General features: G+C 54.7%; 15 protein-coding genes and 1 tRNA gene. 6 read left to right on the forward strand and 10 right to left on the reverse strand.

The window, feature by feature from the left end:
* The first annotated feature begins 51 nt into the window (after positions 1-51).
* Positions 52-126, forward strand: a tRNA-Val gene (locus tag OHL22_RS24655).
* Positions 127-179: 53 nt separating this feature from the next.
* Here the strand turns inward: OHL22_RS24655 and OHL22_RS24660 are convergent.
* From OHL22_RS24660 to OHL22_RS24675, 4 genes are all read right to left on the reverse strand, one after another.
* Positions 180-596 carry a response regulator transcription factor gene (locus tag OHL22_RS24660; protein WP_263342541.1) on the reverse strand — a complete coding sequence of 139 codons (417 nt, stop codon included), beginning with the start codon at positions 594-596 and terminating at the stop codon, positions 180-182.
* Positions 597-935: 339 nt separating this feature from the next.
* Positions 936-1,973, reverse strand: coding sequence for a hypothetical protein (locus OHL22_RS24665; protein WP_263342542.1), 1,038 nt, complete (start codon positions 1,971-1,973; stop codon positions 936-938).
* 9 nt (positions 1,974-1,982) lie between these two features.
* Positions 1,983-3,266, reverse strand: coding sequence for a CehA/McbA family metallohydrolase (locus tag OHL22_RS24670; RefSeq protein WP_263342543.1), 1,284 nt, complete (start codon positions 3,264-3,266; stop codon positions 1,983-1,985).
* Between the two features lie 291 nt (positions 3,267-3,557).
* Positions 3,558-6,806, reverse strand: coding sequence for a TonB-dependent receptor (locus OHL22_RS24675; RefSeq protein WP_263342544.1), 3,249 nt, complete (start codon positions 6,804-6,806; stop codon positions 3,558-3,560).
* A gap of 771 nt (positions 6,807-7,577) precedes the next feature.
* Between OHL22_RS24675 and OHL22_RS24680 the strand changes: the two genes are divergently transcribed.
* Positions 7,578-8,570, forward strand: coding sequence for a hypothetical protein (locus tag OHL22_RS24680; RefSeq protein WP_263342545.1), 993 nt, complete (start codon positions 7,578-7,580; stop codon positions 8,568-8,570).
* Positions 8,571-8,879: 309 nt separating this feature from the next.
* On the forward strand, positions 8,880-10,532 hold the full coding sequence (locus OHL22_RS24685) for an OmpA family protein (protein WP_263342547.1): 1,653 nt from the start codon (positions 8,880-8,882) through the stop codon (positions 10,530-10,532).
* 62 nt (positions 10,533-10,594) lie between these two features.
* Here the strand turns inward: OHL22_RS24685 and OHL22_RS24690 are convergent, their stop codons facing one another.
* The 5 genes from OHL22_RS24690 to OHL22_RS24710 form a co-directional block, all read right to left on the reverse strand.
* Positions 10,595-11,377, reverse strand: coding sequence for a CHAD domain-containing protein (locus OHL22_RS24690; protein WP_263342549.1), 783 nt, complete (start codon positions 11,375-11,377; stop codon positions 10,595-10,597).
* Between the two features lie 70 nt (positions 11,378-11,447).
* Positions 11,448-13,085 carry a lipase maturation factor family protein gene (locus OHL22_RS24695; protein ID WP_263342550.1) on the reverse strand — a complete coding sequence of 546 codons (1,638 nt, stop codon included), beginning with the start codon at positions 13,083-13,085 and terminating at the stop codon, positions 11,448-11,450.
* A 185-nt stretch (positions 13,086-13,270) separates the two neighbouring features.
* Complete coding sequence (locus OHL22_RS24700; RefSeq protein ID WP_263342552.1) at positions 13,271-14,065, reverse strand: FHA domain-containing protein; 795 nt, start codon at positions 14,063-14,065, stop codon at positions 13,271-13,273.
* Between the two features lie 174 nt (positions 14,066-14,239).
* Complete coding sequence (locus tag OHL22_RS24705; RefSeq protein WP_263342554.1) at positions 14,240-15,862, reverse strand: VWA domain-containing protein; 1,623 nt, start codon at positions 15,860-15,862, stop codon at positions 14,240-14,242.
* A gap of 171 nt (positions 15,863-16,033) precedes the next feature.
* Positions 16,034-16,918 (reverse strand): M48 family metalloprotease, encoded by an 885-nt coding sequence (locus OHL22_RS24710; RefSeq protein WP_263342557.1) that lies wholly within the window; start codon positions 16,916-16,918, stop codon positions 16,034-16,036.
* 356 nt (positions 16,919-17,274) lie between these two features.
* On the opposite strand from OHL22_RS24710, the gene OHL22_RS24715 reads away from it, so the two are divergent.
* Both OHL22_RS24715 and OHL22_RS24720 read left to right on the forward strand, forming a co-directional pair.
* Entirely contained in the window at positions 17,275-20,142 is a 2,868-nt protein-coding gene (locus OHL22_RS24715) for an FHA domain-containing protein (protein ID WP_263342559.1), read from the forward strand.
* Positions 20,143-20,364: 222 nt separating this feature from the next.
* Positions 20,365-21,981, forward strand: coding sequence for a PP2C family protein-serine/threonine phosphatase (locus OHL22_RS24720; protein WP_263342560.1), 1,617 nt, complete (start codon positions 20,365-20,367; stop codon positions 21,979-21,981).
* A 7-nt stretch (positions 21,982-21,988) separates the two neighbouring features.
* Here OHL22_RS24720 and OHL22_RS24725 read toward each other — a convergent pair whose 3' ends face one another.
* Complete coding sequence (locus OHL22_RS24725; protein WP_263342562.1) at positions 21,989-23,425, reverse strand: hypothetical protein; 1,437 nt, start codon at positions 23,423-23,425, stop codon at positions 21,989-21,991.
* 161 nt (positions 23,426-23,586) lie between these two features.
* Between OHL22_RS24725 and OHL22_RS24730 the strand changes: the two genes are divergently transcribed.
* Complete coding sequence (locus OHL22_RS24730; RefSeq protein WP_263342563.1) at positions 23,587-25,287, forward strand: serine/threonine protein kinase; 1,701 nt, start codon at positions 23,587-23,589, stop codon at positions 25,285-25,287.
* Positions 25,288-25,376 lie beyond the last annotated feature (89 nt).

Here is a 25,376-nt window from a genome sequence, read left to right on the forward strand (position 1 = left end):
GAAGCGGGAATTCCGGTAACACAACCCAGACCAGCCAATCGGCTCGTCTCAGGGCGCATAACTCAGCGGTAGAGTGCCACCTTCACACGGTGGAAGTCGTAGGTTCGAATCCTGCTGCGCCCACCATAGATTCCACAACTTACAGTAATTTTTGCAGATATGAATCCTGCCATTGAAAGCTAAGGAATGATCCGCCCCATTGTCTCCCGCCGGCGTTTTACCGCTTTGCGGATGGTGGCATAGACCTCTTTCATTGCCACCGGGTAGCTGAGGAATGCATCGCCCGGATGCCGCGCGCCCGGAACCGAGCCTTGCGCCGTATGAAACACAACCGCAATGGAAGAGGTCCGAGGGTCGCGACGTAACCGGCGGCAGACTTCAAAGCCATTGATGTCGGGCAGGTTCATGTCGAGCAGCACGGCATCTACGCCGAGGTTGCGTGCGACCTCAACTCCTTCTTCCCCAGTCAGCACGCATGAGGCCTCGAAACCGGAAAGACTTAACAACTCTGCGAGGCCCTCTGCATGAGCTTTGTTGTCGTCAATTACCAAGACTTTAAGACGTTCATGTCCAGCAGATTGTGTTCCGTCGTCCATCTTTCAACTTCCCGCTATTGAGAGCATACCGCTCTCGCACGGAAACTGATACGGACATCCAATCATCTGCTTCAAATAAAAATGTTTTCGATTCAACGACTTAGGTAACCATTACTTTCTGGTTATGCCTCATCGCAGACATCGCAACCCTGGCAAGATAGTGGCCATCCGATCCCTTCACCGATGCTCAACCATCTGCATAGCCATGCTGACAGGATGTGCAGGCTATAGCGTCAGGCGGGGAGAGAATTGAACCTCCCAAGGAGGCTCAAAGGCACCCTACGAATCGTGTTGATCCGAGTGTAAGTGCGAGTGTTGCGCTTTCAGAGCACAGCGAAGTTACCGTGTCCCCGGCTTCTTCAGCGCCAACCCTGCCGCATGCGACTCTGCTCGAATCTCCTTCCCAACCAGTTCATACTGATCTGAGGCCAGATAATCTACATGCGCATCGATCGCTGCCTTCCAGCGAATGCGAGCCGCCGCCAGCGATCCGAAATTATAGCCATGGAACCATCCATTGCAGCTCAACTCTTTCTCCGTTGCGCCATCCAGCGTGTAGAAGCGAATCCATAAGCCATTCGCGTGCGCACGGGCAACAAGCGCCTTAAGCCTTGCCATTTTCTCAGGCGTCCATTCGCCCGCATGCTGCTGGCCACCTGCTTCAACTACATCCCACGGATTGTTCCACCAGCGTCTGTAGTTGTTGGCCTTCTCTGCGCCAATTACTTCTGGCGAGGCCTGCGGATCTTTATCGCCAGTATGAATCGCACCGAACAACAGCACGCGATCCCCCACCGCCAACTGATCGTAGAAGACAGTCTGTTGAGCATCCGGCTCGCCGGTCAGCACAAGAATAGGCTTCACGTCCAAAGACGCAACTGTGGCAATATCCTCGCCCTTCTGAGCTGTCGTCAGCCATCCCTGATACTTCCGCAGCAAAGCGAGCACCGCCGCCAGATGCTCCGGCTTGTTGTCCTTGAAGTCGAGGTTCAGTGTGATAAGCGGCCAATCGCCATGATTGCCCTCTCGAAGCGCCTTCTCAACGATTGGGCGAACGCGATCGAAAAAGTAGTGTTCCATCGTCGGCTCATTGCCTTCGATCGGGTTTCCATGGGTGACAACAGACCAGCTTTTGCCTGTCTTGGCATCGGTATACCAGCCAAGATCCTGTTCAATCGATACCGGAGTGCCGGTCGACAGCGCGCGATCAATACGGTCATACCACCACTCGAAATATGGATAGCAGTTGTGCGCATCTATAATGGTTCGCGAACCGGGGGCAGGCACTTTCTGCGCATACAAGGCTCCCCCAAAGCAGAACAATGCCAGCAATACAAGGCAACCGGCATGGAAATACCGATATGGCTTACAAGACATGATGACTCCTCAATGAGCTACTGGATGAATGTAAATCGGATTGGATACCAGCATCAGGCTTCCGTTTGAATCTCGCACTTCGACTCGTATCCAATGTTCTCGGCCATCGGTTTTCCAATGAAATGGCAATTCCTCTTTGTCTTCCCCGGCGTCGAGCGGTGGCAGCAGTGAATCTTCAATCCCATCCAGAAATAAATACACCTTCGCCTGTGGACATGCCGTCAATCGCACTTGAAAATCCAGAGTATCGCCCGCGAAAGCGTCCAGTGTCTCACCCATCCGAGCCGTATGATCCGCCGCCGACGAGTGCTGTGTCACGTCACGTGCTTCCAGATCAACCACTTTGTCATGCGACGCCGTGAGATCGACAAACACTCGTCCTTTGCGGATGCCTTCGAGTACGGCAGGCACCGAAAGTTCCGTTGCCTCCACAACCGTCGTCGGCCATCCAATAGAGCCTGGGCGTCCAGCTTCTGACGTTGCGTGGTGATTATCGCTTCCGCCTACAGCTGTGAGCTTCGCACCTGCAGCAATCTGCCGGTCCCAAAAGTCTTCGCTTGAGAGCACCTCGCCTCCACCATTGATGACCTCAACGCCGGTGAACAGGCTCATATCCACTTGGGTCTTCGGCGTCCATCCGCAGCCCATGCAAATCTCGCCCGTCGGTGAATCGGCATGATTCACCGAAGCAATACCGCCTTTGGCACGCACATCACGCAGAATCGCATTCACATCCAGCCCGCCGCTACCTTCTCGATAATCGACAAACTGGGTCACGCCAAAGATGTTGAAGTGCCCCCAGAATGTTGTGATCTCGCGTCCCGGAATCAGCAGCAGCTTGTCGAAATATGGTTGCAATTCACGCATATCGTCATACTGCGAGGTTGTGTTGTGATCGGTAATGGCAATGAAATCCAATCCGCGCTGTGCCGCGGTCTCGGCAGTCAGGAATACCGGACAAGGTACGCGCTTCCCCGACTGGCTCTCGCAGCTTCCGTCGCTGTGCGCCGTATGCATGTGCAGATCGCCTCGATACCAGCGCGTCCCGGTCGCCAAAGGATCAAGTGTGAAGCCATGCTCCTCAGCGGATGAGTTGAATCGGATTTCCGCATGATATGTGGATGTTTCATGCGCCCGTATATTTGGCACCGAGATTAGTAGCCGCCATCGCCCCGCGGGAATTGGCCCCGGCAGATAGGAAGGTGTAGCGTCTGCCTCACCGATCGTAAAGTGGCTCTTGTTTCCCCCGCTATTGCCACGAAATCTATCAGGATCAGCGATCCCTAGATCCATGGTTGTTTTCTTATCTCTACCTGTGTAATGAAAGTCAACGCTGATGCGTCGAACACCTTTCGGTACCTCAAATGGCACCTCAAAGTAAGTCTGATTCTGTAGCCCGGTTACGCTTCCCTCCAATACCAGATCTGGCTGTTTTGTTTGTGCCAAAGCAATTGGAAGAATAAAAAAGCTCAGTAAGAACGCGAGCCGTTCAGCAACACCCATCAATTTACGGTCTCCTGAAAGAAAAGACGCCCGGCGGCTCCATTCAGACTCCGCCGGGCATACTCTTGTCTTCCAGGCACCCTAAAAGCTGATGCGCGCCGCAAATTGCATGACGCGCGGATCAGCTGATAGCGTGGTGATCTGTCCTACGCTGCTGCTGCTCGCATTACCGCTCGGCTGACCAAACACCGGGTGGTTGAATGCGTTAAAGACTTCCCAGCGAAATTCTGCATTCACTCTTTCGGTGAAGGGGAAGGACTTGACGAGGTCGAAATCAAACAGCTGCGTCTCTGGCCCCACTAGCGTATTGCGTCCTACGTTGCCGATGGTGTATTTGCCCGGATCAGCATAAGGCGTGCTTCGTCCGCTCGCGTATGCCGAGCAACCGCTGTTTGCCGCGTCATAGAACCAGCAAAGCTGCTTCTTAGGATAGGAGATGTTCGCTACCTGATTCGGCACTGCAGTGGCAAAACCGTAAGCATCGAGCAGGCTGCTCTCGCTGCCCCAGTTCGCCTGAAATGGATGGCCACTATAGAAGGTGTAGACCCCGGACGTACGCCAGTTACCTAGAACCCATGCCGCGGGTCCAGTTTGCAACATTGCCTTGCCACGGCCAAAGGGCAGCTCATAGACGTAGTTCGCAGAGACGCGGTTACGAACGTCGAAATCGCTGCTGCCATACCAGGCTGCGTAGTTGCGGCCGTTCGGTGGATCACCCGAGTTGGTTTCCAGTTCTTCCGGTGAGTTATCGAGTGAATGAGCGTAGGTGTAAGCTCCACGCACGCTCAACCCATTCTTCATCACGCGCGTGATGCTCGCCTGCAGGCCGTCATAGTTTCCATGGCCCTGGTCATCAAGGTATTCGACCTGCCCGAAGTTTGCGTACGGCGCGGGACCAGAAACAACTCCACCGCTGATCTGCACCTGGTTGTAGTTGCGCAACGTATCGAGGTTGTCTGAACGCGTTCCCACATAATCAGCCTCAGCAAGCCACTGAGGCGTGATCTGACGCTGTACGCCAAAGCTCCACTGCTGCACGCGCGGAGCGCTGATCGATGGATTGACAGCACGAATGTGGAAATTATTCAGCTGATTCAGATTGATGGTAGAAGGATCGAGGAAGTTCGACGGGAAACCGACCGAAGGCTTAAGCACAGGCGCTGTATTGCTCGCGATCGTCTTGTTGATCAGGTTTGGCGGATTCAGAGCAAGCTCGTCTTCACTGCCGATACGCTCAAACTCTGTGTAGTAAATGCCGTAGCCGCCGCGAACGACCGTCTTATCGTCAAGCGAATAGGACACGCCAATGCGAGGACCGAAGTTGGTTGTCTGCGGATTGACCAGCGCACGGTCTCCCAGGGAACCGCTCTTGGCGAAAACGAGTGAACCGTTGCCCGCAGGATCGAAGTTCGCCATGCGATTGCGAGCTTCCACAGCCGGTGTCGCAAAGTCATAACGAAGGCCAAGATTCAGCGTCAGCCGCGGCGTTACCTTCCAATCGTCTTCCACGAATCCGGAAGCCATCCAAAGCCGCTGATCGACAAAGAAAACGTTGGTCAGCTGCGTGTATTCCGTTGCGCCGATCAGACCGTCTGCGTATGACAAGCCAGTGAAAACACCGGTGAACGTCAAGTCGCCGCGCGTGCCCGGCTCATCCTGGAAGATGTTCCGCATCGGCAGATAGATTGTCGATCCGAACTTAAGGTTGTGATTGCCCTTGGCCCATGACAACGTATCGTTGTATTGATACAGCATTGGAACCTGCTGTTTGGGCAAGAAGTCGGGCGAGCCAAGAAACGTCTTATTGGTGAAGGTCGTCAGCGGCACGCCTCCGCCAATCGCGGGGTCAGCCGGGATGCCCGGCACGAACTGGCCAGCCGACTGCGACAGATTGAAGGGCTGTTGCACTGCCTTCGAGTAGTCACGAACCCAACCAAAGCGGAAATCATTTACAAGACGCGGGCTGATAACGCGCGTCCATCCAAGTACCACGCTCGCACCCTTCAGCGTCTGATTGCCCCACGCAGATGTGGATGTTCCATCAGCGAGTCCGCCAAAGTAGCCAGGAATATCGCGAGTGCGATTGAAATAATTGAAGCGCACGAAAGCCGTATCAGCAGAAGTCGGCGTCCAATCCACGCGAGCATCGTAGCTGCCGTTAAAGTCGGTCAACGCACCTGTCCGGGAATAGTTGTTCAACTCCGGATAGCTGGATCCACCATCTTTGAAATTTGGCTCGGGAAAGAGCGCCATCAACGCACTTACACTCGAATCGATCTGGCTGGAAGGAACTTGGTTATTGGTATAAGCCTGGCAACCGCTGCTCGACAGGTTATAGGGCGTGCTGCAGGTTGTTGGATCGTAGATCGTTGGATATGCAGCTACACCATCTGCCGCCGCTGCTGTATCGCTAAAATCGCCAACGCGTTCATTGTCCAGCGGAACGGTTGAGATGCGGTTTACGCCCTGCTTGACGCGAGTGTCTTCGTAGTTAAAAAAGAAGAACAAGCGATTGGAGAGAACCGGGCCGCCGATGCTTCCGCCGAACTGATTCTGGTTGTCTTCTGACTTCGTCGCCTGCGACTGCTTGGAGAAATAATCGAAGGAATCGAAATACTGATTGCGAACATATTCATACGCCGTTCCGTGAAACTTGTTCGTTCCGCTCTTGGTATCGACGGAAACAACCGCACCAGGAGAACGGCCATACTCAGCCGAATATGGATTTGTGATCACATTAAATTCCGAGATGACATCCACAGACGGATGCGCCGCCTCAGTGTTCAGTTCCTGCACGTTTTCTGAAAAAGTGTTGTTATCAATGCCGTCAAGTATGAAGTCGTTCTGAAGCGAGTGGATACCGTTGACGTTAAAATCGCCGGTACGGCCGGCTGAAGTCGCTCCGCTCTGATTTGTATAGCGGTTAATCTGCACGCCGGGAACAGTGCGCAATAGATCGTCCCAGTTACGGAGAAAGAGGGGCGTTTCGCTGATAGTCTCCTGTTGAACCAGCGTCCCAAGGGACGCATCATCCCGGGAGAGTTGCGCAGTCGCCGCCTGCACCTCAACCGTTTGGTCAGCTCCGCCAACTGCCAAATGCAGGTCGAGCCGTACACGCTCGCCAACGCCTATCGTCACAGCTTCTTCAAGCCGTGAGAAGCCATTCGCTGTGGCTGTAACGTTGTAGGTCGCAATGGGAAGGTTGGGCAGAGCATAGGCGCCGTCCGACGCAGAAGTAATCGTACGAGTGTATCCAGTTGCATTGTCCGTGACCGTCACGGTTGTACCCGCGACACTTGCACCGCTCGGATCAAGAACCAAGCCGGACAACGATCCTGTGTTAACCTGCGCGTCTGATTTCCCTGTGAGCAAAATGAAAAACAATAGCGTCAACCAGGCAGATATCCGCCAGCCTGGTTGTAGCGAACATAAAATCGAGCACGATCTTCCTCTCGCTCTCATCTTTTCCGGCACTCCTCCTAAAAATTACGTAAGACCGTTTAGGCCTACATCAATCTAGGAGCGCCGATCATGCATTCGAAAGTCATCGGCTCTGTGAGCACCGGGGTATACCCCTGTGATCTGAGCGCTCAAGTATCTGCAACAAAGCGCCTTAGAGACACTGTTAAAATCAGGCCAACAGCTCAATTGGACACATGTTGCTGTTTACCTGATATTCATCTCCGCTTCGTATTCTGAGCATGAGCAGACAGGACGAAGGACGATGACACCCCCGAAATGACATCGCAGGCAACTGTCACCGTTTCAATCGAACCTGATGCGGCTGCATCTTCTGGAGACTGGAGTGAGGATCTTGAACGAGATCCCCGCTGGCTGCTAGCTCTTCGTGTTGTGAGAGGCCGTCATCTTGCACGCGCACCTCTTCTTTCAAAATTTCTCTTGCACATCGTCACCGAGACTCTGTCTGGAAGACAGGAACAGATCACCGAACATCAGATCGGTGTACGTGTCTTTGGACGGCCCGATTCATACCGCACCGTTGAAGACAACATTGTCCGCAACTATGCACGGCAACTTCGGCGCAGGCTCGCCGATCACTTTGCTGCGAATCCCGAAGAAGAGATTCGAATCGACATACCTTTGGGAGCTTACATTCCGGTATTCACAGTTCGGGATGTTCGTGAAAGTGAGACGGACAGTCAGTGCTCGCCTGATCTGGCACCTGTTATATCGGAAGCCCCCGTCTCTGCGAGACAAGTTCATCTGCCGCAACTCTTCCACAATCCGAAGATTTTCATCTTTGCATTCGCGATTGCCTTGTACAGTGTGCTGCTGGTGGTCCTTACCTATCTGTTTGTGCGTTCGCCGACGGCTGCTCAAAATCATGACCGCAACAATATCCTGTGGCAAACACTGCTAAGCAGCACGAGAACTACTTATATCGTTCCCCCTGATGCAGGCTTCAATCTCATAGAAGACCTGACCCACCATCCTGTTTCGCTGGCAAATTACATCCAAGGAAATTACGCACAAGCTCCGTTATCTCAATTCGATGGCCACAGTGCAGAGGATCTGCGCACGCATGAATTTACAGACTTCGTGGATATGCAAATTCTCACGTCACTCATGCGACTCTCTGAATACAATTCCCAGCGACTCTTACTGAGATTCCCGCGCGACCTGAGGCTTGACGATCTCAGGAATTCAAATGCTGTGATCCTTGGCTCGGTGTGCAGCAATCCGTGGGCTTCTCTCGCAGATTCAAACACCAACTTCCATATAGTTTGCAGCGAAGACATGCTGAGTTCATCTATTGTTAACCGCTCTCCACTACCTGGCGAGCAGCCGATATATGTCAGTGAGTGGAATCAGCCAACGCATACGACGTATGCCTTAATAAGGCTCGTTCCCAACCTCAGCGGCGATGGGCATTTGTTATTGCTGGAGGGCCTCGATATTGCGGGCACACAAGCTGCCGCTGAAGCACTCTTGCATTCAGCAGCGATTGACAAAGTGCTTCAGCATGCACGCCGTCATGATGGAAGCCTAAGCTCATTTGAAATTTTGTTGCGTGCGACCAGCATTGAATCGAACGCAACCGGCGCGGAAATCATCGCAACCCGCATTCACTAGAATTCACTAGATTAGTTAGAACGATATCTGCGAAATGTCTCGCATCATTACTTTGGGTCATTAATTCCTACCTTTTCGACTTCAACATGCAGGCGTTATAGGAACAAGCCGCATCTTGTTCATAAAGACACATATCTGCGGTTGGATCGAAGTACATTTCGAGCGCATATACAACTTTGCCTTTGTGCCATCGCATCCACTTTTGAGGCAAGGCGGTTTTACTTACTGTTACTGGTTCTCGAATTCTATTTCGCGTCCATCTTTTCTAACGCGGACGAGAACAGCCAACGCTTAAGGAGTGACAAGCATATGATTCGCATAAAAGGCCAGATTACTTCGTTCGTTTTTTGTTTGGCTGGATCGTTGGTACTATGCGCTCAGGTTCCCAATCCAACCACTCAGCAACAACCGGAAAATGGGGTAGGACAGGCGCCATCTGAAATACGTGGCGGAGTGCCCGTGTACAAGATGCAGGTAGTCGGGCGTGATATTCCCGCCATTAACTACTTTCATCGCAAAGGTGCGACGAAGATTGGGTTTGAAGGCACAAGTTTACTGCCAACTGCGAAAGGTACTGCAAAAGTCAATAGTCAGCTCGGACGCACACAGATCGAACTTGATCTCCGAGGTCTAACACCTGCAAACGGCTTCGGGCCGGAATATCTAACCTACGTTCTATGGGCGATAACGCCCGAGGGACGTCCCGTCAATCTGGGTGAGGTTTTGCCTACTGGCGGCAAAGATAAGAACACCATGGTCGTGACAACGAATCTACAGGTGTTTGGCCTTATCATCACAGCCGAGCCTTATTTTGCCGTCACTATGCCAAGCGATGTAGTGGTCATGCAGAACTTTGTGATCAACGACAAAACACAAGGGGTCATTGAGCAAGTGAACGCTCACTACTCTCTCCTGCCGCGCGGCGCTTACACGGAGACCGCTGGCAGACATACGGTACTGCATCCAATCACACGCAACGAACGCTCGCCACTCGAATTGTATGAAGCAGACAACGCGGTTGAGATTGCGGAAGCAGAAGGCGCCGATAGATATGCTGCCGATACCCTACAAAAGGCCAAGGTCGCTTTGCAGAACGCGCAGGACATAGATAACAACAGGCATGATCATGATCGCCGTCAGACGATCACCTATGCACGCGAGGCTGTACAGGCCGCGGAGGACGCACGCATCATTACTGTTCGAAAGATGAGAGAGGCAGATGAGGCCGCAAATAAGAAAGCAGCCGATGACGCCCAGCTTGCAGCGCAACAGTCTGCTCTGGCAGCACAGCAACAAGCAGAGGCACGTGCACGCGCACAGAAGGCCGCTGAGGATGCGGAAGCAAGAGCCGCGGCCGCTCGCTCTGCACAACAGGCTGCTGAGCAAAGCGCACAACAGGCAACACAACAGGCAGAGCAGGCTCGCGAACGGCTGAAGCAGCAACTGAGCCAGGTTTTGCAAACGAAAGAAACCGCACGCGGCCTGATCATGAATATGTCGGATGTTCTGTTCGATTTCAACAAGTACACTCTCAAGCCGGAAGCTCGCGAAAAGCTTGCCAAAGTATCAGGCATTCTACTTGCTTATCCCGGTCTCAAGCTCCAGGTCGAAGGCTACACGGACAACATTGGCTCGGACGAATACAACCAGAAACTCTCGGAGCAGAGAGCCGATAGCGTAAAAGACTATCTTGTTTCGCAGAGCGTTGCTGACTCGGAAATCAGCGCAACAGGCTACGGCAAAAGCGATCCGATTGCCGACAATTCAACTTCCACCGGACGCTCGCAAAATCGCCGTGTTCAGCTCGTAGTTTCTGGTGAAGGCATCGGCGTTCAGCAGAGCGCACCTGGAAATCAATCAGAAGCTCCGCCTGCCACGAATCCCGCAACACCTACGCAGCCGGGAGCAGCTTCACCCGCCCCACCAAATCCAAGTGGAACCTCCCAGCCTCCGCAGAGATAAGGTTGCTGGATTACTCACCAAAACATGTGGGCTGCCTGCTTCGGCGGCCCATTTTTTTGAATTTAAACATGCGTTTGACCACCAGCATTTCTTCCAAACAGATCTTCCCTATCCAAACCGCAAAGCTGGTTAGCCGAACCCAATGCTGCTTTGAGCTTATCGTTTGTCAAACGCTGCAACTGGCCCTTAAACACCCGATCCGAAGGAGATCGAAGCACCTCTGTGGCAAGTTTCTCTAGCTCTTGCCAATCATGCCACTCTCCAAGCAAATCCTTAACAGATCCCAGTTTTCTGAGTGTGTCTTTTCTGGCGTCGTCGCATAAGGCGAGCATATCGCGAAGCTTCTTCGCACGAATGCGGAACTGATGCGCATTTGCCTGTTCGACTTTCTCCACAGATGCCAGCTTTGAAACCTGCTTATGCAGCGTCCGTTCCCAGTCGGCGGCATATTGATTCAAGGAGTCATCTGTGCCAGCTTCCAGGATTTGATGGCGCTGCCATGTCAGTCTCCGTACCAGTCGATCTTGATGTTTATGCACTTTGTCATTGAGCGCCGCAACCGCCGCCGGTCGCAACTCCTGGATACTATCCATCAATCGCCCGCAGGATACATTTCGTCGTCTCTTTCGAAGGGTTTCTACAAGTTTGGTCAGTACATCGAGATCGCGTGCCTTGCCTGCCGACTTACGCAGGATGTGAGCGGACCGCCATGTCTTGTACGCCTTTGTCTTGCCTTGCAAACGTAAAAATTTTGTCAACGCTTCAAGCCTGCGCGAGGTAGTCCTCAGTGAATGCACATCGTCAGCGCTTGGCTTCTTAGGCCAATGCGTGAGTAGCGATTGCATGTGATCGATCGTCTCAACTACTCGCTCTACCCGGATACCCATAACTGTCCTCTATCACAACCATTGCTGCTCAATCATGTGGTGGTAAGTCATCCGCAGGTTGAGCCACACTGAACTTGCCTTCGCTATCGCGGGTCAGCATCGGCGCATACCGGCCTAAGGAATCTCGCCTCCACCAGTTTCCTGTGTTGCGCTTCTGCTGCATCGAAGTGAACCAATATTGCCAAAGCACCGCCTGCACATATTTTGGCGGATGCTGCGCAAACGGATTACTACGAAACAGAGCCAGTACGCTATCGTCATTCTCTAACAAGCGCTCTTCTGTAAGCGCGACCCACTGGTTCTGCTGCCAGTCCCCTAACGAAGCAAACCAGAGGTTCCACTCAAAACGCGGTTGATACGGCGCATAGATACCAGGAGCTTCATTGATTGATTGCGGCTTGAACCGAAACGGATAGGCAGTCCAGTGCTCGCCGTCATCTGATCCCTGGAATTCAATCTCATACCGCCCTCGCGTCATTACAGCAAACAAACCATATTGATTTGCAATACGAAATGGTTCAAGCACCCGCACGGGCCATTGAGGCAATGGCGAACTGGGCACAACCATGCCGATCATCTCCGTCGCCGTTGCATAGCCAATCCAGCACATCACCACAGCACTCACAACAATTCCTGCATCTCGCATGATCCTCACAATGCGGTTTCGGTCCTGAACACTTGCGTTCATCGCGTTCTGCAAGAAGAGCTTTGATGGCAGCAGACTTCGCAGGAAACGATCATCCAGCAGTAAAAACCCGAGGCATAGAACCAGATAGTTCAGAAACGCGTAATTAGCCGTCACTATGACTCCTATCTGCCAGGGAGTCACGATGAAAAAGCAAATGATACGTACCCTTCGCGGGAAAAACACCATCAGCACGAGGAGAAATTCCATCACGAGAGTGCTGACAGCCGTCGCCACATGGAACCAGTGCGGCAAGTGACTCACATACCAGCCAATCCAACTCGGAAGTGGGAGATTCTGGTAGTAATCGTCCATCGCAGTGAAGTGACGCCACTCCGGATCACCGCTGAGCCACTTCACCATCCCCGATTCAAAGTAGATCCGAAACCACTCCCACACCAGCAATAGATAGGCCGCACGCATTGGCGGCGACGAGGCGCCAAGCCCAGGCCTCAACCCGCGAGGAGCAAGAAACAACGCCAGTAAGCCAGCTTCCAGCAACATGCCATCGGACTGATAAGAAGAGAAGTCCTGAGCTACGCATACAAACGAAAGGAAGCATACAAAACAGATGGCCAGATTCAAGCGTGGCCAGATATTCAGAAGCACCAGCAGCGATGCAATGATTCCTATCCACGTTACCCACATCAACATCCCGTCGCCCGACGAGATCCAGAAAAGTGATGGCGCGTACCACAGCCGCATTACTCCATGGGCAATACGCGAGAGTGCTGCAAGGTAATCATGCGCCGGCAGTACACCGCGCGAACCAATCAATCCCTTGATTTGGAAAAGTAACGATAAGAAGGCAGAGAAATAGATGGCGCCCAACGCACGCAGAAAAATCCATCGCGGCAGCAGATGGCCACTCAAGCCACATTGCGAATCAAACAGCCATCGGACACGATTAGGCCGCTGCGAACCATCCTCCAGCGGCTCAAGCCAGCTCAGCAGCGGTTTTGCGCCCTCGTCTGATTCCATCGCGCACCCTTACTCTATCGTAGATGCAGAACATGCAGATATTGCCCTGCACGGCCACTGAAGAGGCATGCGGAAGAGTTATTGCGTAGACAACAAACGATGGCAGACAACATGATGCTGGTTACATGGAAGCTGCACTGTTAACTGTGGCACGACCTTCTGCAGGATGCGACAAGTTCACCCAACTAAGCGCCACTTCCGCCTACGTCTGTGGCAACCTCTGAGGACTGCTGAATCGATACAAACGTCCAGTAGGTTGAGCCCGTACGAATCTGTGCATAATTACGCAACGGAACGAACTCTTTCTCGACCGGTTCCCCATCTACGTCAGTACCGTTCATGCTCCCTTTGTCTCCGATGACGAAGCTCTTGCGATAGGTGATGAAGGTGTTGACTGACGAGAGCGTCGCATCCTGCGGAATGCAGATATCACTCTGAGTCGGATCTTTACCGATAAGGTTGCGCCCCTCAAGCACTGGAAAAACCTGCCCCGACTCCTGCCAGCTATAAGTGATCAACACACCTACAATCTTGCGCGCTGGATCCACAGCGACGGTACGTCCACGCGAGCCAGCAGCCAGTGGTGCTGCGGCAGGTTTTGAAGCCGCTGGGGATTGAAAATCCGGCGTCGGCGACACTCCGGCAAAGACGGTTCGCCTCCGCTGCACCTCTTCGTTAGGAGGTGTGTCGTTCCAGCGCGGCACAGATGGAGGAGTCATCGGAGCATTGGCGCCGCTCGGTGGAGCAACCGAAGGCTGGGTGTAGATACTGGGATCGGAAGACCGTGGCGAATACGCCGGAGTTGATGAAACTCCCTCTGCGATTGTGGGCCTGCGCATTGGATCAGGAGTTGCCATATCTTCGGTTATCGTATCGTTCCGCTTCACAGCCGATGACTGCTCCAGCGGAGACTTGCACTGTACGCAAGTCGTCGCAGTATCCGGATTCCAACCGTAATTGCACTTGCTGCAATGGATCATCGTTCCATCCTCCTTGCCGTTCCTCTTAGCCGATCAGCGGCAAGAGAATAACCTTCGTCCAATCGTCGTTGTGATTCTTGCATTCAATTCCTGAACCGTCCAGTGCGTATCTTCCGCCAAAATCAACCGTCTTAGCACTGATCCTGAAAAATTGTGTATCGAGTTCTTGCGACATTACACCTTTTCCAGTACCAGTTTTGTTTGGCCAAGCTGAATCTCATCGCCTGGTCTCAGCAAATGCCGGCCTGATGTTAATTTCGAACCGTTAACGTATGTGCCATTGAGAGAATTCTGGTCTTCAACCTTGAGAATTGCGCCTTCCCAGAACAATCTCGCGTGATGGCTCGAAACTGTTGGATCGTCGGGCAGAATCAGTTCGTTTCCCACCACTGCGCCAATGCGAAAGATTCGCGAAGTTATCTTGAAAACCTGCCCAGCAAGTGGCCCGTTTTGCACAGCCAGCCTTCCATACGGCCCCACATCGGCAGCCTCAAAATATACGGCTAGTTTCGTTCGCGTCCGCTCTGCTCGTTCTTCAAGATCCAGTATTGGAGCCGATTCAACCCGCGTCGGCTTCGGTTCAATCTCGGTTGAAGACAGACGCTGTACAGGCAGCGACGAGGCAGAAAGAGGCGCAGCTCCTGTTTCCGGTACGGTCGGCGTTCTGCTTCCTGCGCTGCCCGGCTGCCCAAACGGCCCCGGAAATCCGGATGGAGCAATGGGCGTCGAGGGATAGCTGCCCGGAATCGGAGGCGTTTGCAATTGCGGTCCGGGCTGCGCGAGGGGCTGTGAAGCGGCAACTCCAACTCTGGTTCCACCACGCGCGCCGAACCAGGAAATCGACAGCAAAATAACACCTGCCAGAAAACAGGCGCCAAGTCCCCATAACCAGAAGTTCTGAATCGCGGTGCTCTTCGGTGTCCGGATAAAGACCGTCGCCGTCAACTTGCCTGGCATCCAGCGAAGCTGTACCGAATGCAGCGAATCATCTGTTGGCAGATGCGATGTTTTGAAGCTCGCCACAGGCGTCATACGGGTTATCTGAATTCCCTGACCGACATAGGTATCCAGATCCTGGGCATTCAGAGCATGACGATATGTACCGCCGGTCTGATCCGCTAATTGCTGCAGAGTAGAGAGATAAGCACCGTTATCGCGGTTCAAACCTATGCAGTCAACCACAATTCCCATCGATTTTGCCTTGGCAATCACATCTACCAAAGCATGCTCTGAGCCTTCGTCGTGCCCATCTGAAATCACAGTCAGCAATCGCCGCACGGGTAGATTGCTGTTGAACTGATCCATCGTCTGCAGCAGCGCATCGTAGAGCCGTGTAAGTTTTCCGCGCGCCTGCACCGTATCCAGTTCTTGCGCCAGAGCCGACTTGCTAGCCCCAAAGGGCACATCCGTGCGCACATCGTCCGCAAAGGTAACAACCGCGACCTTATCTTGCGGTCGCGCCTGCTGCACAAATTTAGAGATGGTTGCATGAATCGAGTTGATAGGCGCGCCTCGCATCGACCCACTCGCATCCAGCGCCAGAATCGCAGTCAGGCCGTTGCCCGTTGCCTCGAAAGAACGAATCGATGTCGCCGTCCCAATCTCCTTACCCTGGGAGTAGAGCTTCAAATCCGCGGGCTTAGGCATAATCGGGTTTCCGTCAGCCCCAGCAAGCGAGAAAACTACATCCACATTCGGAAATTTGGGAAGCGGTGACTTGCTGTCGCCTCCGGTATACGCTGGGCCGCCAGCCAATCGAGCGGCGGCATTCGCCTGCGCTTCGACTCTGTATCCCATCCAAAATGCTGACAGCGCCACCACCGCAGCCACTATATATGCATGGCGATTCGCTCTGATTCGATTTCTCAATAACATCATGGATATTCCCTTTATCTATCTGCAGACCTGCTCTTCACCCGGATCTATGTATACAGCCCAGGTCATCATCTCTTTCGGCAACAGCCCAACCTAGCGCTTATCTGGCTGCGCCTTTTGCGGCTTCGGCGGGGCCGGCAGGAATCGCAGTGCTGCTTTCATTGCATGGAAAGACATTGAGTCGGTCTTCGCATTGGACGGAATAGAAACTTCCCTGAGTTCACGCTCGATGGCTGCACGCCGCTCCGGTGTAGGAGGATGATCCGACAGAAATCTCGGAGGCGCGCCGCCCGCCTCGCGCTCTATCTTCTCAAGCATATTGAAGAGCTTGATAAATCCGTGCGGATCCCATCCCGCGCGCAGCATCTCATAAAAACCAAGCATGTCGGCCTGCTCTTCATCCGCGCGGCTGAAATGCAGCATTGCAAGCATACCCACTGCGCCACCCAGCTTAAGAATGATCTGCTCTACGATGCCATTGTTTTTGTGCAGGTTATCAAGCACTGGCTTCAGCAGCGCGCGAGCTTGAAAACTCAGCAGCAGTTGATTGAGGGCGTGTCGCCCTACAACATGGCCAATCTCATGCGATAGCGTCGCCGCCAGTTCGTCCTCGCTCGTCACCATGGCCAGCAGGCCGCGATTCACATACAGACCGCCTCCGGGAATCGACGCGGCATTGACCTCCATCGTGTTCACCAGCTTGGCGTGATACGGCATGTTTGGGCGCTGACTCTTCGCTGACAGATCATGCACCATATCGTTCAGATACGCATCGATCACAGGGTTTGAAACGATCGGCTCTTCCCGCTCCAGCTGCTCGGCGAACTTGTTGCCGAGCGCAATCTCATCATCATCACTGACGCGTGACTGCTGCGCCACAATCGGCTCTTTCGCCAGCAAGTGAGGCGTAAACGTCAGCACTGCAGCTCCCATGCCTGCCCTGCGCAACCACTCACGTCTGTTCCAAACGGCCGTCATCGTATTCTCCTGTAAGCAAGTCAAGTCCCATTTGCGAAAAATTCAGTTGGGCCAATTTTGATGTCGGGTGGGGGAAATCGATTGTAGCCCATTCCCGCGCGAGAGACCATTACCGAAACCAACCAAAGCCACTTCGTAACTCATCGGGCCGCATGGGTCGGTAACTCTCCGCTGTAACCTCTTCCCTTACACCAGGAATAGCGCAAAAACTTTGTTCTGGTGCTCACGACGGCCGCATAATTTCGCTTCCACCTTTGAAAGCTTCGTTAACACAGAATTTCATCGTCCCAGCCATAAACCGATTGCTAATTTAACCGAATCGCGTGCTATCGTTGGTGCAGTTTCTCGACACTCCCATGTCATTCATCCCTAATCTTCCCGTTCAGACCTGGATCATAGGCCGAGCCGAAGACTGCGATCTCCAGCTTCCACAGCTTGAGATTTCGGGGCATCACGCGCGCCTCATCCGTCAAAGTGATCAATACTGGATCGAGGACACCAACTCCTCCAACGGCGTTTACATCAATGGCGTCCGTATTCCAGCCAGCCAGCCAACCCATATCCCTCCCGGAGCGGTGGTGACTCTGGGGCGTCAGATTCCCCTGCTCTGGCCGCAAACCACGCCGGTTACCCTACCTGCGCAGCCAAACCGCAGTGGTTCAGCAAGCGCCAGCGCTGGTAACTCCGGATCGGTGCCTAAGCCGTCCATTCCGCCGCCGTTACCAGGTTCTCGGGTCATCACTATCGGACGCGCCCCTGGATCGGACAAACAGGTAGATCTGCCCATCGTTTCCTGGGAGCACGCCCGCATCGTATTCGAAAACGGCCAGCCGATCCTCGAAGATCTTGGATCGCGCAATCACACCTACATCGACCGCATCGACACCCCTGTTCAGCGTGCGCCACTCGATCCAAACAGCACAGTCTATCTCGGCTCCTACAAAATTGCCGTCAAAGAGCTTCTCAATGCCCAGCGAGTCACCGTCGGCGAAGCGGCCTTCAACAAAGTCGAGTTCCGCGGCAACAGCATGGTTATCGGCCGCGATCCCCAGGCCGATGTACCGCTCGACTTTCCCATGGTCTCCTGGCATCACGCCCGGCTTACCAGAGAGGCAAATGGCATCCTCGTTGAAGACCTGGGATCGCGCAACGGAACATTTGTCGGTGGAATCCGTGTCAGCGGCAAAGTCCTCGCCAAGCCCGGTCAGGAAATCGGCCTCGGCAGCTATCGCTTCCAGCTTCTCGAAGGCGGCCAACTCGCTCAGCGCACCTATCACGGCAACGTTACTATTGAAGCCGCAAATGTTGTTGTGAATGCCCCCAGCGGCAACCGGCTCATCGAACCGGTCTCGATGACCATCTTCCCCTCGGAACTGGTAGCTCTCATGGGGCCCGCCGGTGCGGGAAAGACTACGCTGCTCAAAGCGCTCAACGGCTATACCAAGCCCGCCGAGGGCCGCGTTCTCTTCAATGGCGCAAGTCTTTACGACTATTACGACCAGTTCCGCCAGCAACTCGGCTACGTTCCTCAGGACGACATCGTCCACTCGCAGCTCACCGTCGGCGAGGCTCTCTATTTCTCTGCCCGCCTGCGCACCGACCTCAGCGACGATGAAATCAGAGCGCGCACCGTAAAAGTTCTCGATCAGCTCCGCATGCTCGATAAGAAAGACACGCTGATCGGATCGCCAGAGCGCAAAACCCTCTCTGGCGGTCAACGCAAGCGGGTCAACATCGCCCTCGAGCTCATCAATGACACTCCCGTCCTATTCCTCGACGAGCCCACATCCGGCCTGTCTTCGTACGACGCCGAATCCGTCATCGATCTGCTCAAGGAACTGTCCAAACAGGGCAAGACCATCATCACTACCATCCATCAGCCGAGCATTCACATTTATAAGCAGTTTGACGACCTCATCATGGTCAACCGCGATCCCGGCGGCAAGACCGGCTCCATGGTCTACTTCGGCCCCGCATATCCCGACTCGATCCAATTCCTCAATGGGCTGCCACCCGGACCAGCAACAAGCGATCTCTCACCTGAAATGCTGCTCTCCGGCCTTGCCAAGAAAAGCTCCACCGAATGGCAGCAGCTATATCAGGGTTCGCGCTATCACCAGGATTTCGTCGTAGCCCGTCCCGGCAATCAACCAACACCCACCGCAACCGGAGCACCTGGCGATAAGCCCAGACGGCACTTCGATCTCACCCAGTGGTTTGCTCTGGTGCGACGCAACACCATCGTCAAGCTGCGCGACAAGACACAGACCGCGATCCTGATGATCCAGGCGCCGCTCTTCGCCACGCTCATCGTTCTCGTCTACCACGGTCTGAGCCACGACATGGGCGAGGAGCTGACGAAAAAACTCGTCGGCATTCACTTTCTGATGGTGATTGCGGCCATCTGGTTCGGCTGCAACAACGCCGCACGCGACATCGTCGGCGAGTGGACCGTCTATAAGCGCGAGCGCATGGTCACGCTCAGGCTGGGCTCTTACGCGTTCTCAAAGCTGGCCGTTCTGCTCGGCCTCGCCTTGATTCAATGCTTTTTCCTGCTCGGCATTGTCGATCTTTCACTGAGCCTCAAGAGCAACTTCTTCCTCGTTTATGGGATGCTTGTGCTCTCGGCTATGGTCGGCACCGGGCTGGGTCTATGTATCTCTGCATTCTCCAAGACGACGGAAAGCGCCATTGCCCTGCTTCCCGTCGTCTTGTTGCCCATCATCGCGCTCGGTGGCGGCCTCAGGCCGGCCTATCTGCTTGATGCCAAGTTACGCTGGATCACACTGGCCGTCCCCTCGCAGTGGGCGCTCGAAGCCAACCTGCTCCAGGAAACCGGCCCGAATAAATGGCCTTTGCTTTCCCATGCAGCAACATCGCAAAATACACCGGCCGCTGAACAGCCCATGGTGATTACCCAGGACAACGGTAAACCCGCCGAATTCTATTGCGATCAACAGGCCAATCTCGCCAAGGGTCAGTACTATGACGTAGCCGACCCCATCATTCCGCACAATCGGATAAGCTGCCCCGAACAAGACGGCACGATGAAAGAAAACTTCACCTCAAAACCCATTGAAGTTGTCTACAACTCAAGCACATATAAAGCCGAAAAATTCCGGCATCGTTTCCGTACCTCGGTCATGATTCTTGCAGGCATGCTTACTGGCCTGATAGCCGCAGTTCTCGGAATTCTTCGCATGCGCGACAACGATCCGCAATGACAATTCAGGAGAAAGCTAACCACCGGCATCCCGATTCCTTACCCCGCCATGGCGTCAAGCAAACGAATTCATGGCAATCCGGAGATTTGCCAGACAGGAATCGATATACTTGCACTTCTTGCCGGTCGGTCAAAAAATTTCCACAGAAGCCTTGCGCAGCTTCTCGTATAAATCGCGCTTTAGGATTCTGCAGGCACATATTCTCGCCTGCGAGGTAATTGCATGAGCAATATCTCCGCGCACGGCGCCCTGAACATCAGCTTCGGCGAGATTTGCGATCGAGGTAAAGTCAGGGAGGAAAATCAGGATAGCGTCCGCAACGCCTCCATCCCGTTAGGCGAACTTTTCATTGTGGCCGATGGCATCGGAGGCTATCAGGGTGGGGCAACTGCCTCACGCATGGTAGTCGAGGGTTTTTACGCTCACCTCGCCTCGCGCCCTGAGGGGTATCCCGCTTCGAACGCGCTCATCGAAGCCTGCACGGCAACGAATGCAGCCATCTATGATCGCGCCAATTCCGGTGATCCCGCTTTCCAGCGCATGGGCTCCACGGTAGTACTCGCTCTTGTCCAGCCCGTCCCCAACTCCGGAGCCGAAGCCTGGATCGGTCACGTGGGCGACAGCCGCGCCTATCTGGTTCACAACGGGCAGATGCACAAGATCACCAACGATCACTCAGCGGTTCAGGCACTGATGAACAAGGGCCTTATTACGGAAGAAGAAGCCCGCAATCATCCAGACGCCTCTGTCCTCACGCGCAGCCTCGGTCATCGTCCCGAGGTTGAGATTGAGATCGATCACATTCTCTTGCAACCTGGTGATTCACTGCTGCTCTGCTCTGACGGCCTCTGGGGATACGTCCATGACGCGGACTTCGCTACTGTAGCTACCGACCCAAGCCTGAGCGTCCAGACCGCCGCCCGCCTCATGCTCGATCAGGCTCTCGCTGCTGGAGGTCCCGACAACATCGGCATCGAATTCATCCGCATAGAAGGCGGAGCTCCAATTTCTCCAGCTCTTCCGCGGCCAATCATTCCCACCACTGCCCCGGCAGGCCCGATAAGTGGTGCAATCCACATCCCGCCTAAAACTTCAAACAAACTCCGCACATTGGAATTGATCGCTCTCGCTCTTCTGTTAATCGGGGGCAGCGGATACCTTGTTTTTGCGCATCAGGTCGGTAACTGGCCTTTCAACAGCCACAAACCGGTCGATACCAAGTCAACAGAAACGCCCACTCAGCCCACGGCCAATCAGCACGTCAAGCCAGATGCGTCGTCTACCAAGTCTTCAAGTAAATCCTCCGGCCGACATTCGGACAACGGCCACCCCGCCGTCAATCAGCCGACCGCACAACCCACTTCGGGTCCTGGTTCGCAGCAAGACGACGAACATGCCGGGCAACCCGCGGCTCGTCCATCCAGCGATGGTGGCAATCACCACGAGACGCTGCCTTCCAATCCGCCTCAAACCCAACCCAATCAGGAACAGCCCAATCATTTCCGCCGCTCCGTCGTCATCGTCGGCGATCCGCGTAACCGGCATCTTCCGGAGCCCTCCGGTGATTTAAGTGGAGCCCTGCTCATCATCAAGCATGAGAGCAGGCCCGAATGCCTTGCGCTGGCAAAGGATCACACCGTGATCTATCACCACAAATCGGGGAATGCCAGTTCGCCTCTCGATCAATATCCGGTCCTCAAAGGACATCTCGGCGAACACAGCAAAGGTGCGAAAACCGAAGAGCTCACACCCGAGATTAGCCAGGCGTGCGGCCAACAATACGACATCGTCGTAATTCTCGCTCGCACATCAGGTCAGGACGCGCAGCCTTCCAACTAGGCGCGCTCTATTTACCCGCCCCACTCTGAGAACGAACAGGCACCTCGCTGGCAGCGTTCGCGATATCCGCCGGCAGAAAAGCCCCGCTCTGCTCATCCTGCACGATCCCCAGCACACCCTCTGGAACAATAATCGGCGACCCATAGAAGGAGGGGTCAACCGGCTCGTCCAGATGAATTCCCTGCCCGTCGCGCCGCGCCGAAATCTCAATCACCTCAATCGACGCCTTGTTTTGTGAGTCGATCATCAATCGGTACAGCGCAACCTTATCCCAGCTATCCTGTTGCACTACCGTTGCGGGAGCCGCATGAAACCCGCCCTGTGTCAGAGGCGTCCGCAGCGTAATAACCGATATCGCATTGGGAGAGGCCCGCCGCCGCACCGTCACTTTGGCAAACTGGTCTTTATCATCCTTATCGGCATCCTTCGAGTCCTTCGGCACCTTCTTGATGATCAGATCTTCTTTATCCGCATCACCCCGCTCGTCCACCGAAAAATCACCGCGTGTCATCTGCAATGTCGCACCGGACCCCTGCGCGCCCGGAGAGATCAGCTGCATCTCCAGGCTCTTCTTATCGAGCTTCACATCGCCTGATTTGATTTTGCCCAGAAACTCGGCATCGTAAGCCCATGGTTCACGCGCCTCTGCCGTCGTAATGATCTGTCCCGTAGTCAATCGAAAACCCAACTGATCATTAATCACCGGAAAATCCGTCCCGCGTTGGCGCAGCTTATAGCTCGACTCCACGTGAAACAAATTCGTCCGCGCTTCGGATCTCAGCTCGCGCACCCACGGCGACTCCATGTTCCGAATGTCGCCAGCGACCGCCCGGCCGTGCAGCCCAACCTCAACCAGGCTCAAAATTCCAAGTGCCGCCTGACGCTCAAACGGCGACGAACCCACCGACACAGCCACATCCTGCGATATCGGAAAGGACACGCGCGGATGCTCCGAGTGCAGCGCCAGCTTCTGCAAAAAACTCATCTTGATCGAAGCAATGACCTGAGCATCCACGTGCACTGACTGATTCTCGATCATCTGCCGCAGCGGGGCCGTCGTCGTCAGGTCGCGCATACGCGCCGTCACATAAATGGGAGGCAAAGCAGTTTCCTCGCCCTTAACCAGGTCCAGCGGCTGATGCATCGCCTCCGCATACACAGGCATCCCATTCAGCTTCAAGCCGGTAAGCCTGACGCTCTCCACCGTCACGTTTCGCGACGGAGTCGTCACCATATCGACCGAGATACGCACGTGCGATGAGTCAACCTCCGCCACGCTCGTGTGCTTCACCGTGATCTGACCAAAACTGGCGCCGGTTGCAGCCGCATTGTCTTGAGCACCGGCCTCATCGCCCTGTGCTCTCATATTTGCGGGAACAAGCAGGAATATGCCCGCCGCTGACGACAAAACTAGCCGGGCGATTGCATGTCGATTCTTTCTCATGTCCGCTCCTCAACCAAAATAGCGGTATTCTCCTCATCTGTTGCGCAAATAATTCTTGAGCACAATTCTGGCAGGCTCTCGCTATCCTATTGACGGCATTTTTCCGCATAGCATGCGCGCCGTCGAGCGGCAATCTGGCCGCGCACTTGGAGGGGACGAGAATGGCCGATAGCACGCAACGACTCATACGCGAGCTCTTCGATGGAGCCAGCGAGTTGCCGGCTCATCAGCAGCAGGCCTGGGTTGAAGCGCGTGCCGGAGGCAATCCGCAGGTCATCGCAAGTGTCATGCGGTTGCTGAATGCAGCCAGTTCCAGCGGTCAGGGCTTCCTCGCCGAGCCAGCATTCAAGCGTGAAAAGCCCGCTCTGGAAGAAGGCATGATGATCGGCCCCTACCGCGTATTGCGCGAGTTAGGCTCCGGCGGCATGGGCGTGGTCTATCTCGCCATGCGCTCCGACGAAGTCTACCGCCGCATGGCCGCCGTCAAAGTAATCCGCCCAGAGTTGCGCGCCAACCCCCTCAAGGACCGGTTCCTGCAGGAACGCGACATCCTCGCGCGCCTCGACCACCCCAACATCGCTCGCATCGTCGATGGTGGCGCCACCCCTAACGGCCTGCCCTACTTCGTCATGGATTACATCGACGGCCAGCCGCTCGATGAGTTTTGCAGGCTCCGCCGCGCTACGCTCGATGAGCGCCTGAACCTCTTTCGCCAGACCTGCGAAGCCGTCCAGTATCTGCATGACAACAAGGTCCTGCACCGCGACTTGAAACCCGCCAATATCCTCGTTACCCACAACGGCCAGGTCAAGCTGCTTGACTTCGGCGTCTCCAAGCTGGCCACGGGCGCCATCAGTTCCAACACTACCGCCATGCCCATCGTGACCGCCGGCTACGCAAGCCCCGAGCAGATCACTTCCAAAAAAGTCACTGCCGCCACCGACATCTATTCGCTCGGCGTCGTGCTCTACGAATTACTGACCGGCGTACGTCCGTTGAAACTCGACGGTCTAAGCCTGCCCGAGGTTCTCAACACCATCACCACCCAGGACCCCCTGAAACCAAGCACGCAGCCGGGTCCCCCGGCAGACGCCGACCCTGGACGCCTGCTCGCCACCATCCGTCCGCGTCTCGCCGGTGACCTCGATGCCATTCTGCTCATGGCCCTGCGCAAAGAACCTGAGCGCCGTTATAACTCCGCTCGCGAATTCGGACAGGACATTGCCAACTTTCAGAACGGCCGCTCCGTGCTTGCCCGCAAGGAAAGCACCGTCTACCGCTTCACCCGCACCATCCGCCGTAACGCCTGGCAAACCGCCGCCACGGCGATTCTCATCGTTGGCCTCGGCATCGGCGGCTCTGTCTCATACATCGCCTTGCAATATCGCAATGAAGTCAAATCGCTCCAGCAAGAACTCAACGAGGTAAAGAGTCACGAGGCCAGCTATCACACACTCGATCCCGACAAGGCCCACGCCCTGATGCGCACCGATCTCACGCGTATCTCCACCGATCTGGAATCAAAGACACCGGCATTGCTGCAAAGCAACCTCGCCCCGAAAGGGCTGACAAAGCAACTCGTCCAGCAAAGCCTCACCTACTTCGCCTCTACACAGCCAACCGCAAGCAACGATCCGGCTACGCTTGCTGCTCTCGGACGCGCCTACCTGGCCGTCGCGCAGACCCAATGGAGCCCGGATCACGCCAGCCTCAACGAGCCCTCCGCCGCGGTCGACACCTGCAAGCTCGCCTTGAAATCGCTAACAGCGAAGACCACCATGAGCAACAATCCCGAAATCAAGCAGGTCATCGGCCAGATCACCAATCAGCTGGAGCAGAACCCGGCAGCGCACCAGTTCTAGACAATATTGCGAAACAGCGTCCTGGCGACAGATAAAAGAGGCGCGCTGGTTGGCGCGCCTCTTCGAGAGAACCGGCATTTCAGAACTTT

The sequence above is a fragment of the Acidicapsa dinghuensis genome (assembly GCF_025685685.1).
Taxonomy (GTDB): domain Bacteria; phylum Acidobacteriota; class Terriglobia; order Terriglobales; family Acidobacteriaceae; genus Acidicapsa; species Acidicapsa dinghuensis.

Coding starts and splice junctions, on each gene's coding strand:
- OHL22_RS24660 (WP_263342541.1), bottom strand. CDS start 596: ATGGACGACGGAACACAATCTGCTGGACATGAACGTCTTAAAGTCTTG.
- OHL22_RS24665 (WP_263342542.1), bottom strand. CDS start 1,973: ATGTCTTGTAAGCCATATCGGTATTTCCATGCCGGTTGCCTTGTATTG.
- OHL22_RS24670 (WP_263342543.1), bottom strand. CDS start 3,266: ATGGATCTAGGGATCGCTGATCCTGATAGATTTCGTGGCAATAGCGGG.
- OHL22_RS24685 (WP_263342547.1), top strand. CDS start 8,880: ATGATTCGCATAAAAGGCCAGATTACTTCGTTCGTTTTTTGTTTGGCT.
- OHL22_RS24690 (WP_263342549.1), bottom strand. CDS start 11,377: ATGCAATCGCTACTCACGCATTGGCCTAAGAAGCCAAGCGCTGACGAT.
- OHL22_RS24695 (WP_263342550.1), bottom strand. CDS start 13,085: ATGGAATCAGACGAGGGCGCAAAACCGCTGCTGAGCTGGCTTGAGCCG.
- OHL22_RS24700 (WP_263342552.1), bottom strand. CDS start 14,065: ATGATCCATTGCAGCAAGTGCAATTACGGTTGGAATCCGGATACTGCG.
- OHL22_RS24705 (WP_263342554.1), bottom strand. CDS start 15,862: ATGGGATACAGAGTCGAAGCGCAGGCGAATGCCGCCGCTCGATTGGCT.
- OHL22_RS24710 (WP_263342557.1), bottom strand. CDS start 16,918: ATGACGGCCGTTTGGAACAGACGTGAGTGGTTGCGCAGGGCAGGCATG.
- OHL22_RS24715 (WP_263342559.1), top strand. CDS start 17,275: ATGTCATTCATCCCTAATCTTCCCGTTCAGACCTGGATCATAGGCCGA.
- OHL22_RS24720 (WP_263342560.1), top strand. CDS start 20,365: ATGAGCAATATCTCCGCGCACGGCGCCCTGAACATCAGCTTCGGCGAG.
- OHL22_RS24725 (WP_263342562.1), bottom strand. CDS start 23,425: ATGAGAAAGAATCGACATGCAATCGCCCGGCTAGTTTTGTCGTCAGCG.
- OHL22_RS24730 (WP_263342563.1), top strand. CDS start 23,587: ATGGCCGATAGCACGCAACGACTCATACGCGAGCTCTTCGATGGAGCC.